Annotated in this window: 10 protein-coding genes and 1 pseudogene; 6 read left to right on the plus strand and 5 right to left on the minus strand. The window is 63.4% G+C overall.

Annotation, left to right across the window (positions count from 1 at the left end; translation table 11 throughout):
* Positions 1-208: 208 nt before the first annotated feature.
* Positions 209-1,051 carry a toll/interleukin-1 receptor domain-containing protein gene (locus ASC58_RS12735; protein ID WP_056919537.1) on the minus strand — a complete coding sequence of 281 codons (843 nt, stop codon included), beginning with the start codon at positions 1,049-1,051 and terminating at the stop codon, positions 209-211.
* 371 nt (positions 1,052-1,422) lie between these two features.
* On the opposite strand from ASC58_RS12735, the gene ASC58_RS21060 reads away from it, so the two are divergent.
* Positions 1,423-2,004: a hypothetical protein gene (locus ASC58_RS21060; protein ID WP_157598483.1), complete on the plus strand. Its 582-nt coding sequence runs from the start codon at positions 1,423-1,425 to the stop codon at positions 2,002-2,004.
* A 137-nt stretch (positions 2,005-2,141) separates the two neighbouring features.
* Here ASC58_RS21060 and ASC58_RS21660 read toward each other — a convergent pair whose 3' ends face one another.
* From ASC58_RS21660 to ASC58_RS12745, 3 genes are all read right to left on the minus strand, one after another.
* The gene (locus ASC58_RS21660) at positions 2,142-2,291 is read right to left on the minus strand and encodes a hypothetical protein (RefSeq protein ID WP_235529217.1); all 150 of its coding nucleotides are present in this window, start codon (positions 2,289-2,291) and stop codon (positions 2,142-2,144) included.
* Positions 2,292-2,534: 243 nt separating this feature from the next.
* On the minus strand, positions 2,535-3,284 hold the full coding sequence (locus tag ASC58_RS21065) for a hypothetical protein (RefSeq protein ID WP_235529218.1): 750 nt from the start codon (positions 3,282-3,284) through the stop codon (positions 2,535-2,537).
* A gap of 153 nt (positions 3,285-3,437) precedes the next feature.
* Entirely contained in the window at positions 3,438-4,157 is a 720-nt protein-coding gene (locus tag ASC58_RS12745; protein WP_056919539.1) for a hypothetical protein, read from the minus strand.
* Between the two features lie 435 nt (positions 4,158-4,592).
* On the opposite strand from ASC58_RS12745, the gene ASC58_RS12750 reads away from it, so the two are divergent.
* Positions 4,593-5,189, plus strand: a complete 597-nt coding sequence (locus ASC58_RS12750) for a hypothetical protein (RefSeq protein WP_056919540.1) — start codon at positions 4,593-4,595, stop codon at positions 5,187-5,189.
* 39 nt (positions 5,190-5,228) lie between these two features.
* Complete coding sequence (locus tag ASC58_RS12755; protein ID WP_200947816.1) at positions 5,229-5,768, plus strand: hypothetical protein; 540 nt, start codon at positions 5,229-5,231, stop codon at positions 5,766-5,768.
* 277 nt (positions 5,769-6,045) lie between these two features.
* Here the strand turns inward: ASC58_RS12755 and ASC58_RS12760 are convergent.
* Positions 6,046-7,250 (minus strand): annotated as a pseudogene (locus tag ASC58_RS12760) (IS3 family transposase).
* Positions 7,251-7,361: 111 nt separating this feature from the next.
* On the opposite strand from ASC58_RS12760, the gene ASC58_RS12770 reads away from it, so the two are divergent.
* The 3 genes from ASC58_RS12770 (at position 7,362) to ASC58_RS12775 (ending at position 12,348) form a co-directional block, all read left to right on the plus strand.
* Entirely contained in the window at positions 7,362-7,778 is a 417-nt protein-coding gene (locus ASC58_RS12770; RefSeq protein ID WP_157598485.1) for a GNAT family N-acetyltransferase, read from the plus strand.
* Positions 7,779-8,486: 708 nt separating this feature from the next.
* Positions 8,487-10,733, plus strand: coding sequence for a hypothetical protein (locus ASC58_RS21070; RefSeq protein ID WP_157598486.1), 2,247 nt, complete (start codon positions 8,487-8,489; stop codon positions 10,731-10,733).
* A 406-nt stretch (positions 10,734-11,139) separates the two neighbouring features.
* Complete coding sequence (locus tag ASC58_RS12775) at positions 11,140-12,348, plus strand: IS110 family transposase (protein ID WP_056919543.1); 1,209 nt, start codon at positions 11,140-11,142, stop codon at positions 12,346-12,348.
* Positions 12,349-12,377 lie beyond the last annotated feature (29 nt).

Raw genomic sequence — 12,377 nt, forward strand, 5'->3', positions numbered from 1 at the left:
ATCCACGTCCGGGTCCTTAACTCTGGTCGCGGTGTGCTCGGTCCGCATCTCGGCCATGAGCGTGCGTTCGCTTCGCCCTACAGACGGCGGTGAGACGCGGGGTCCCATATGTCAGCCGTGGCTCGAGCGGGAGGGTGTCCTGCCACGACGCGACCGACACAGACGGCCGAACCTTGGCAGTTGGGCCGAGCTGTACGGGCAGGTGTCCCTACTCGCGATCATTGTCGTCGAGTTCCCGCCGCAGCATGGCTTCGAGGCCGTCATCCGTGCTGAACGTGATGTCGAGGAGTGGAAAACTGCTACGCACCTTTTTCGCTGTTTCCGGCGCAACCGGGATGCCGCTAGTGATGTCTACTTGGTCTGCTGTGGACGACCACATTAAGGTATGAAGTTCAGGCTGGAGGGACCGCAACATCGCGGTAATCCGGTCGGAGGGATCCTCCTTGGTCCTCTTCCGGCGTTCGCTGCCGGTCGTGCCGGTGCGTGCGAGGCCACGCACGAGAGTCAACAACTCGTCGATCTTCGCCTCTTGTCCCCGATGCACGGGGATGGTCGGGGTCACGACGCGGGCTCTCTCAAAGTCTGCGTCCATCTTCGGCCACCACACTTCGAAGGTCTGTTTCAGGTCTGCTTCCGACAATGCTCCGTCGCCGCACAAAGCGTTTAGACTGAGCAGAACCTCGAAGACGCCTCGCTCGTCTAGGTGCTTCATCTGGAACTGCTTCAGTGGGCTATCAATGTCCTCAGGCTTCATGTCCACGAGAAGCGGGCTCACACGCGTCTCCTCCAGGCCGAGTCGTTTCGAGATGGCACCTGCCTCGAAGTTCAACCACGGCCGCTCCCAGTTGTCGCTGGTGACGCAGATGATGCCGAACTGAGCGTCCTCCAAGCTGCTCTCGATATCCGACATCGGCCGGCTGCCCGCCGCAATGTCAGCAGAAGACATGAACGGCTGAACCGACTGGATGATCTTGGGTAGCCACGTACGAAGGGCGAGAGCCACAGCACGGCTCTTGTCGCCGGACCAACTGATGAATACCTTCGTCGCCATCGTGCTCCCTCGCCGTGTTGTGTGCTTCGGGAGGGTAACAACCAGTATGAGTCGTCGGCGCTCGGTTAGGGAAAGCCCATGTCACTTCCCAGGCGTCTTCGGGAACACGAAGTTGGTGAGCTGGGATGCCGGCGCGTAGGTGTGACAGCCCCGTCATCAGACAATCGGCCAAGGCGACCCGACCTGACGCCGCCAGCGCGACCGCACCCCAGCAGGCCAACGACCAGAGAATAGACCAAATACCTGGTCGTCATTGTGAGCGAGCTGACGCGGCGGTGTGACGCTGACCTGGAGCCACCCCCACCCCGACATGGCTCCCCAATGGACGCCCCGCGGCGGCTATCGCGAACTCGGTTGCGCATACTGGCGCGATGCACCGAACCTCGATTGACGCCCGGATCCGGATTGCACTCACGCAGTTGATCGTCGACGAATGGCGGTTAGTGAGCTCAACTGAGCGGGACAGGGCCGGAACTGCCAACGAGGTGGCCGTTGCCTTCGCGCTTGGGTGGCACCTGAAGCCGCTAGTCGACCGTCGATGGGATGTGGATTGCGAGTACAACCGCGCCACAGACGCGGCCGGCGATTCGGACGTCAAGAGACGCTCTGGTGGGAATCGCGTCTATCCAGACCTCCTCATTCACCGCCGACGCGAGCGTGGACCGGAGAACAACCTGCTCGTTCTGGAACTGAAGACGAACAGCTCGTCTCAGACTCACCGAGGCGGCTCACAGGCGACGGTCGCCGACGTCGTCGAGCTGAATGGCTACCAGCATGGGGTGTTCTTGGACCTCAAGATATCGGGTCAGTCGATGGATCCTCACTGGGCGTGGTACCAACCCGCCCAGGGTGTGGTAGCCGGCACCTGGTCGGCCCGACGCCGGATCTACAGTGCCCAATCACGAGACGCCCTGGTGGCAAGAGCCAAAGCGGAAGCCGATATGCGGTACTAACTACACGGCTTGGGGAAGCGATTGACAGGGAAGGGGCTCGGAACCCTGGCTGACCACTCGCGGCGGATAGACGCACCTTCAGCCTGGAAGCAACGGGTCACGACGAGTGTTGATCGTTGCCGAGATCCTGCCCGACCTCACGGCACGCGGCGGTAACCGCAGCCGCGATCAGCTTTCATGCAGTGCATGCCCATCTGATCGCAGCCTGCGCATTCACAGCCGCACGGTCCAGGCACGATCTTGGCACGGGGGTCGTCGGCGCGACGCTTGCGCGCAATTGTCTTCATGGTCAAAGGATGCATGGACAGCACGGCATGCGCCTAGCCAAATCAGCCAACTGCGCTCGCGCATACCCTGCCCACTCAGCATGCCGCTGGCTTGGCCAGTTCACTATCCGCCGCATATCCCCACAGCCACCGCAGTGTGGAGGTCTCGCGGCTGAGTGACGCGGATTAACGTGCCCAGAACGTCGGGGCTGTCCGAGTCAACCGCGCACCCCGATTGCTCTCGGAATCCTCACGACAAGCAGTTCAAGAGTCCTCACCTAGGAGCCGGTCCAAGGCAGCACGGAGGGCCGAATCGTCATTGGGGCTTGCCCAAGTGATGATCTGGACTCGGTCCTGATGGTCGCTGATCACAGCTCCGGCTCCCCGGGTGTCGAGCGAGTTCGTAACGACAAGCAACGCCTCGTTGTCAGTTAGCCGCGCCAGAAGTGGTGCCAGAGTCGTGCCTTGGAAGGGGCGCCTTGGGTCGTACTTGAACTTGGACTCGACCAATAGGACCTTCGATCCATGCGTCAGTTCGAAGTCTGCCTTGTCTCGTGAACGACCCACGGTCTTGCGCAGCGTAGCCCCCGGCAGTATTCGGTGGATGGCTTGTTCGACTGCATCGTCGTAGTCAGCTGCTGGGTGCCTTGTGGCGGTACCGGTCCGTTGCATCTCTTCGAGGCGATGGCGAAGTTCCTCGAGCTCATGGACGGCGCCTTCGTTGCCCGCGTCCTGAGCAGCCTCGATTTGTTCGTCAACGGTCTCCTTCAACTCATACCAAGAGATCTCGTTGCCTGACACGGAGATCTTTGAGGGCCAGCGGCCAATGAGTCCGAGAAGCGATGCAAGAGCACCCGAGCCGATCAAGGCGACTGCCCCCGAACCCTCACCACCCACGAAGGTTGCAACTGCTCCGGCAGCCCACGAAACGCATCCTCCGCCGACCAATCCCCTGCGAGCCCACAAACTCATCCCGCCATGATTCCGTTCTGATGCTGAGTTGGTGTGCGTCACCGGATCAGACTGTCACTCACAGCCTTGCGGCGCGCCTTATTGAGAAGCCTCCTGGACAATCTGGAGGGGCCCAGTGGCGGAAAGACCCATAGCGCGGGCAGGCCCAACAGGGGTTCAGGTCGACTAGTTAGGGGGTCTTGGCGTTCGCAGTGGTCACCCAGCGGACATGGCGTCTTCGACAGTCCACCCCTCGCTGCGGCGCCGTTGATAGTTGCCCGCAAGAACTGAGGGTCCATCGGTCAGCGCCGCCGGGAGGTAGTAGTCCTCAAGGTACAGACGTTCTCCAGTGTTGAAGTCGTAGGCAACTACAAGCATTTCGTCGGTGTCTACATCCGCGCGAAGTCGTACACCGCACCAGTCGAAAGGGCCACACGCCTCGTCCGGACGGGAATCCTCGTCCTTCGACCCCCAGAGACTGAGGGCTGCGCAGAAGGCCGGCAGGCCAAGAAACACAGTGACGTAGTAGGCCTCGTAACCCTCCGGAGGGGTCCACCTGTCGTCGATGGAGCCAATGAGTGGGCGAAGCAAGCGAACATCCGCAGTCCCACCGTCTACTCGCAAGCTCGCGAAGTCCACCTTCTCCAAGCCGAGGATCTGCGTTTGAGACGCAAGGACGTCGGCATACCAGTCCTCGGACCTTGAGAACGAGACGAGGGCAGGGCCACCAGGCCCATCCGAAGGCGCAGGTTCCGGTGGCAGTGCCGTCAACTCGGCTAGACGTACCTCGTGAAATAGGACGGAAACCTGCAGGTGGAACCGCCCGACCAAGTCGAACATGGTTTTCGCATCAGCCAAGAACCGCTTGGTATCAGGCTGATCGGTAACCGCATCTATCAGAGGGCCATCCTCGGGCGGTTCAACGTCTTCCGGCATGGCGGCACGCTACGACCCAAACCGCCCCCACGGTCGGAAAATGGCGAAATACACCTATTCGTGCCCTTCCTGAGGGGACTACGCGCACGTAGACGGACTTTCGAGAGTCCCCCCTCGGGATGTACCGCGCGGAAGCGCGGTTTGCGGCGTTGTGACGCAGGTGGATCCGCCCTTCCTCACCATGAGCGGCAAGCCATTTGTGGACCGCCGGAGTCACAGCGGGTATATCGGGATGTCTTATAGCTCCTGCTGGGGTGGCTGTGGGACGAAATGGATGTCCAGAGGCTGCCCGCGTCACGCACCTGCCAACCAATGTCTCCTGGAGCGCGCCCTACGGCACTTCGTTTCGGGCACCTGCCGGCGTCGAATTGAGACTTGGCAAGTTCGGAGAAGTCCTGATGCTGCCGCGAACGGAAGCACGCTAGCGTCCTAAACATGTGGGGAGACTTCACGAGCAGGCTCGACCAGGTCTTCGGCGGCTGGCCCAACTTCACTCAGGGGGCGCTCGGAGCGTTCGTGGGGGTGCTGGGTGCCGCCGGGGTCGCGGCTTGGGTTTCAAGGAGAGAGATCTCCGCCGAGCGCGAGCGCGCCAAAGCTGAGGTGGCGCGTGAAGCAGAGAGGGCTCAAGGTGAGATTGAGCGTGATCGGCTACGCCGGTTGGAGGCGGCCGCCCAGGACGCCGCGGGCAGGATGATCAAGGCGCTGTGGGATCTGGAGAGCCAAGTGAAGCAAGTCTCCTGGGCGCAACCGGTCACAGGCTCTGGGATTGAGTCACGCTTTCTTTCCAAGTGGGATCAGCGAGCCCATGACTTCCGCCAAGAGGTAGCTATGTGGGGCTCCCTCCTTCCAGCCGCTCTTGAGGCGCGATTAACGAAGCTGCTACCGCTGCTCGATCGGGTGGTCGTGATTGACACGACCGAAGAAGGCGAGTTGGTGTACGCCGATGTGGGTCCGGAGGAGGAGCTCGACGCAGTCCGAGAGCTTGCGCGCTCGCTGGTTTCCGAACTCCAGGCATTTCGACGGGGAGAGTAGCCGCCTTGCCGCAACCCGCCTAGCGGCGGATAGACGCAGGTGGCAACAGAAACGGTGCGGGACGAGATGATGTCCCTCGTGGTCATCGTTCGGGCAACTCAGAAGCTCTCAGCGCGTCTCTCGGCCCCTGCACCGTCGCCGGCCGATGAGTCCACCACGATGTTGGGCGACTGGTACGCCACCTTGTTGCCGTGGCGGCCTCGTCAGGTCGCGCTGCTGGTGAGCGAAACGACGCTGCTTCCGGTGATGCTGCCGCTGGCCCCCTCCTCGACGCTTCTCGACCGTTTCCCCTCCCAGCTCGCGGATGTCCTTCGTCGACACCGCGTGCACGAGGCCGTCATCGCGCTCGAGTGCAGCGGGACGGCTGAGTACCGTCTTGCTGCCACCAAGAGCCGCAGCGTGCTCGGGTCGATGAATGAGTTCAGCCAGTTGGCGAATGCCTACCGAACTGGCCAGCCCGACCTAGACCTGGTCGACCTATCCGTGAAGCTGTCCACCACGCCTTGTGGGCCTCTCTATGGGCGTCACATCAGCCCCGACCGAGAACTCTTGGCACTGATCCAGGCCACCACGCCGTAGCCCGGCGGCGACTCGCGGCGGATAGGCGCGAGTGACAGGACCAGCTGGCATGGTTTACGCCCGCAGCGGGCGGCCGTAAGGGCGGCCTACATCGTTAGTCCTGCTGGGGTATGTATTCGTACGTGATCAGGCGACACATGGCTGCGTCACGCTCGAGTTCCGTGAACAGAGGCGCGAAGCGACGCTCGACCACTCGCGCCTCCACGGTGAGATCGAGGCGATGGCGCTCCCACAAAGCGGTAAACGGGTCTGCTGCACGAACAGGTGACAGTTTCGGTTAGGCCACCTGAGTGGCGGGTGTAGTCATGATCAGCTCGTATTCGACGGGGGTCAATCGGCCGAGTGCGGCTTGTCGGCGGCGGCGGTGATAGGTCCGTTCGATCTAGGTCACGATCGCGATCCGTAGCTCCTGCCGGGTGGCCCACGGGCGACGGTCCAGGACGTTCTTCTGCAGCAGGCTGAAGAAGGACTCCATGGCCGCGTTGTCACCAGCAGCACCGACGCGACCCATGGACCCGACCATGGTGTGGCGGTTCAGGGTGCGGACCAGTTTCCGGCTTCGAAACTGCGACCCTCTGTCGGTGTGCAGGACGCAGCCAGCGACGTCGGCGCCCTCCGCCCGGCGCCGGGCGACGGCGTTGTCCAGGGCCGCGACCGCCAGGCGTGACTTCATCCGTGAGTCGATCGAGTACCCCACGATGCGGTTGGAGTAGACGTCCTTGACCGCGCAGACGTACAGCTTTCCCTCACCGGTCCAGTGCTCGGTGATGTCGGCCAGCCACAACTGGTTCGGGCCGCGGGCGGTGAACTCGTGCCGGGTCCAGCCCTTGTCGTCGGTGACCGCGAGCAGATCGTCGTGGACCGGTGGGCCGGCCTTCTTGCCGCCCCGGCCACGCTTCTTCCCGAACGCGGACCACCAGCCCAGCTGCGAGCAGAGCCGCCACGCGGTCCGCTCGGCCATGACCTGGCCGGCGTCGCGGGCTTCGTCGAGCAGGAACCAGTAGCCGAACTCAGGGTCGTCGCGATGGGCGTCGAACAACGCGTTGGCGCGGTACGCCGCAACCAGCTCGGCGGTCGTGACCGGGCTCGCGAGCCAGCGGTAATAGGGCTGGCGAGCGATCTTCAGTACCCGGCACGTCACCGTGACGGGGATCCCGTCGACGGCCAGCTCGCGGACGAGCGGGTACATCATTTTCCCGGCAGGTTCGCCTGCGAGAGATAGGCCGCGGCGCGGCGTAGGACCTCGTTCTCTTGCTCGAGCAGCTTGATCCGCTTCGTCGCCTCACGCAACGCCTCGGACTCATCGCCCGGCCTGCCCGAACCGGCAGAGGCCGATGAGCTGCGCTCGTCGATCGTCAGCCACCGCTTCAGACACGACGCCGAGATACCGAAGTCCTTCGCAACCTGGGCCATCGAAGAATCGGAGTCGCGGTAGACCCGGATCACGTCCTGACGGAACTCCTTGGGAAACGCCTTGGGCATGGTGCACATCCTTCCAGCGCCGACACGAATCGACGCAGAGATCAGGTGTCACCTATCCGTGCAGCAGACCCACGTGGCTCTCATTCTGGGTGTTGCTGCGACGCTGTGGGCATGGTGACTGCAGACATAAGACCAGGCACAGACGATGACAAAGAAGCCGTGCGGACTCTTCGCAGACTCCTGCATGACGCGACGGCATCCTTTGATGTCAACCCGGTGAGCGATTTCGTCGCCGAGCGCGCGGGGGAGGTTGTCGGGTGGATTCAGGTCACAGTGCATGAGGAGTTGGACGAGATCGGGGAGCAGGGTGCTTGGATCCAGTCCTTGGCGGTGCTTCCCCATCTTCGTGGCCAAGGCATCGGCGGCAAACTCGTCGAGAGAGCACAGGCGCAGGCGATCCAAGCCGGTGACCGGGTCATCGCCTGTCAACCGCTCGACCAAGACAGTGCCGCCTTCTTCAGAGGCCAGGGCTTTGCCGACAACACGATGCAGGAACACGAGCCCTTCTGGAGCAAGCGCATGACATGAGGTGCCCGAAGGACCCGCATTGGCCCTTCGCGGCGGTGCGTCGCCCGTTGCCCGGGACTTCAGGAAGAATTGGGCCATGACGAGAATGTGAATCGCAGTTGAGTTCGAAGGGGCCGCCTTTGACGCGCGCGCACTGGCTAGGGCAGTTCAGTCCGTTTTTGAGGCCAGTCGTGTCGGTGACGGAACCGTCTACATCGAAGGTTTCGTGATGAACCCCAGCGACAAGTGGCGTGTCGGAGACCCTCAGATCACGATCACCGAGAAGTAGCCGACCAGCCCGCCCAGGTCGTCACGCCCTGCCTTTCCGTGGGAGAGGTATGCAGGCACCGCTGGCGCGACTCAGGTTGCGGGTCAAGTAGAAAGAGCCTAGGAAGCACCTCAGGATTCAGTGGGCGTGCCGATAAGTCCGGCCGGGCTGTACCAGGTAGTCCCTGGCTGCAAGCTGCCGTGGGGCAGACTGCCTGTGCTCGACATCTCAGAGTCAGGGGCGTGCATCGAATGGTTTCATCTAGCGCACAGTCGTCCGAGTTCCGCGGAGCCCACCTTGCTCTTCGGCCGCCGCGCGTGGCAATTACGGTTCCGGAGGACCGAAGTTGGAAGTCTCGGGCAGCACTCAGCATGTTCGCGGCTTCGAAGTGTTGGGGCGGGTCAGGCTTCGTACTTTGTTTCAGCCGCGGATCAGGCACGCCCTCGAGGAGCGTTGTCCGCATGGTTCGGGACTACGACCCAGACCACGTGGTGTCCTTCAGGACCTCGATTGTTCAAGAGGAGCAGCTGGCGCCCGGCTGGTTGCAGAGTCGTTTGCAGCCTGGGACGGATCCCGCGCTGATCCCCGAGCTGCTCGAGAGCTCTGGGGACGATCCCGTTGAGTTCGGCGAGGACTTGTGCGAGGACTACGCCAGGGTGGCAAGCCCATACTTCCTCGAGCACGACCAAATGGTGAGGCCGCGACTCACATCCCTGTCCACGTCGCATCTAAGCGGACTGACACCATCCGACAATTTCGACGAGCCCTCAACGGCGGCGTACGCCTCGGCTCCAGCAGCCGTGCGAGGCGATCTGGGACTTCTGTTAGGGATGCGCCTGGGGTTCGCCGAAGAGCCGCAACTCCCGTTTGACGAGGAGGCGTTGCTTGCTGGCCCCGACCAGGCGAGGACGGATCTCATTCGCCTTGCGGTTGGCGGATCAGTCGCCGCAAGGCCAGCCATCGTCTGCTGGTACGGGAAAGGACCAGCGGTTTCCGTCCTCCCAGAAAACCTTCCAGATGTGTGGTCCAGATCCGCAGTCGGGACTGTGCCGGTCGGACCAGGCCGCGCGGCCCACCATCGGTACGTGGTGGTGGGTGACACGGCCGAAGACTTTGCTCTCGCCTTCGGTCTTGACCGCATGATGGGTGGCGCGGCATGGGTCCCCAGCTCCCTGACGGGGAGCGAGCCTGACCTTCAGGCGGTTCAAGCAGGGATTCACGACCTGCGCTATGAGGGGCGCTGGGATGCCGGCAGGGTGATCTTCACTTCCGCGAGCCTCGAATTTGAGGATGTAGCCGGGATCTGTCGCAAGATCCAGGGTGACGCTTCGTTCGTGCTGGCACCCATGGGGGACGAGCATGGGGGGCCTAGTGATCCTCCGGTATTCCAAGCGGCAGCGAACTTGGACCTCAGCGATGCATCGCACGTCGCTTGCGCGGACCACGATTACGACATTGGCACGGCGTTGCCCGGTGCGTCTGGCGTGGATGACTCCTTCTCATGTGCGGCGCCGATTCCCGTGCATGTTCCGAGGCATGCTGCGCTCACTGCTCAGCGTCCCTTTTGGGAGGTCGACGTTCACGTGAACGCGAGCATGCCTCCCTCGACCCGCAGCGTTCCCTCGTCTACCTGGGTCGCCAAGGATCGAGAGTCCTGGGGTCATCCTTGGATACGAAGTAGCAAGGTGGGCCTTTCTTTCCATGCCCATTCGATGGGGCTCGTGATGTCTACTCAATCCTTGGAGCAGGCGGTTGCCCGGCCACGCCTTGTCATCCCTGGCTTGGGCGCATGGTGCAAGGCACGCGTGTCGTGGCTCCATCCGGACTGGAATGTCGACTTCTCGGATGCGGGCCGACGCGCCCAGGTGATGGCGAGACTGCTTGGGAACCGTGATCGGCTGTTGGAAGTTCTCCCCGAGGTGCTACCTCTTCTTCGTGAGTTCATACCGATGTCTGCATCCAGCAGCGTCAGCTACCCCAGCGGCGACGGTGTGTGCCTGGGTGCCGGTCATGGGGTGCTGAGCTTTGCCGCCTCGCGGAGGGCGTTGGGGAACCTGTCCGACGAGGAGGTTCGTCGGCGCCTCGACGAGTTGCTTGACGGGAAACTGATTCGTCGCGGTCTGGTGCTTTCATGTCATGACTGCGGAACGAAGTCGTTCTATCAAGTGGACGTGCTGCAGCAGCTCAATCGGTGCCCTCGTTGTGCTGGAGAGAATAGTCTGACCTCCGAACGGTGGAGGCGTCCCGTTTCGGAGCCGGTTTGGTTCTACGACCTACATGGAGCCTTGCGTGAACTACTCGCCCAGGACGGCGATGTGCCGATCTTGGCGGCGGCACATCTGCGCAAGCAATTGCGCGACTTCCGCGATGTTGCTGAGCTCGATATATCGACGGCGTCGGGTGACCGGCTAGAGATCGATCTTGTGGCCCAGTCCGATCGAGAGTTCGTGGTGGGGGAGGCGAAGAAGCGAGCAAGCCTGGGGACTGGCAGCTCTCGGTCCAAGGCAATCCAAAAGTTGACGACCGTGGCTGAGCTCTTTGCTGCCACTCAGGTCGTCATGGCGACAACAGATCCCGCTCCTTGGGCCCCCAACGATGTTCGCCTGCTTAGGTCGCGTCTAGACGTCTGGCAACTTCCGCTGCCGCCTCCACGAATACGCGTTGTGACCGGCTTGGGAACAGCCGCGCTCGTGGATGCTTTCGCCTGATCAAGACTCCGGAAAATGCGTGCCGGCGGGAGCCCGATAGGTCGCACCTTCGATGTGGGGATGTGGGCGCCCATAGTGGGCTACTAGAGGATTCCCTCAGGGCCGGTGTCTGGCCAGACTCGGTCCAGGTGCCCGACGGGACGCTCTCTAGTGGGCTGCCCACCCTTCGCGGTTAGTGGGCTACTAGAGGATTCCCTCAGGGCCGGTGTCTGGCCAGACTCGGTCCAGGTGCCCGACGGGACGCTCTCTAGTGGGCTGCCCACCCTTCGCGGGTGTGGCTCTCTTCCGGCTTGCTGCCCGCCGGGTGCCGCTGACGAGGCGTGGCTCAAGAAGGGACTGCCCTGCTCGTAGTAGCACTGCCCACCTCGCCGTTCACACCGGTTCGAGATCAGGCGGGAGCAAGAGCATGGGGCGCATCATCATCGGGGTCGACCCCCACAAGCTGTCAGCGACGATTGAGGTCGTCGACCATCAGGAACGCAAGCTCGGACACGGCCGGTTCACCACCGACAAGGCCGGTTTCGCTGCGATGCGCAAGTACGCCAAGACGTGGCCGGGGCGGGTGTGGGCGGTCGAGGGCGCGAACGGTGTCGGTCGGCCGTTGGCACAACGACTGCTCGAGGCCGGCGAGGACGTCGTCGACGTCCCGGCCAAGCTCGCCGCCCGGGCCCGGCTGCTGGACACCGGGCACGGTCGCAAGACCGACGCCCACGACGCGCACTCGGTGGCGGTCGCCGCGGTCCGGGCCAAGGACCTGCGGGTCCTGGCGATCGACCCCGAGCTCGAGGTGCTCCGGATGCTCGTCGAGCGTCGTGAGGCCCTGACCCGACGCCGGGTGCAGACCGTCGCCCGGCTCCAGGCGCTGTTGGCGGAACTGCTTCCGGGACAGGCAAAGAAGGACATCACCACCGGGCAGGCCAAGCGGATGCTGACCTCCGTACGCCCGCGCGACATCGCGGGCAAGACCCGCCGCCGGATCGCGGCCGAGGAGCTCGCCGAGCTCATCGCCGTCGAGGCCAAGATGAAGAAGGCCACCGCCGAGCTGAAGACAATCGTCGCCTCCCGCAGCCCCCACCTGACCGACATCCACGGTGTCGGCCCGGTCGTGGCCGCCCGGGTCCTGGCTGACGTTGGCGATGTCGCCCGGTTCGCCGATCGGAACCGGTTCGCTTCCTGGACCGGCACCGCACCCCTGGACGCCTCCTCCGGAGAGAACAACCGGCACCGCCTTTCCCGTGCCGGCAACCGCCGGGTCAACCACATGATCCACATCGCCGCGGTCAGCCAGTTGAGGGCTGCCACCGACGGGCAGGCTTACTACCGGCGTAAGCGCGCCGAGGGCAAGAAGCCCCTCGAAGCCTTGCGCTGCCTCAAGCGCCGCATTTCCGACGCCATCTTCCGACAGCTCCTCTTCGACGCTGCGGCAGCCCAGCTCGAGAGCGTGGACGCGGGTCCGGGAGGGCACCGCGGGGCGTCACTTCAATCCAACGCGGCCGGCTCGCACCCGCACACCGACACTTCGGATCAGCCACTTCCCGGACCCGCGGACCCGACGCTACGCCCGACAGCCGCGCCCCGGAAGAGTCCTCGGGAGGGCCTCAAAGCGACCGCTTGACAACAGAAGGGTGCCGGAGTGGGGAACCC

It is taken from the genome of Phycicoccus sp. Root101 (genome assembly GCF_001426245.1).
Lineage (GTDB): Bacteria > Actinomycetota > Actinomycetes > Actinomycetales > Dermatophilaceae > Pedococcus.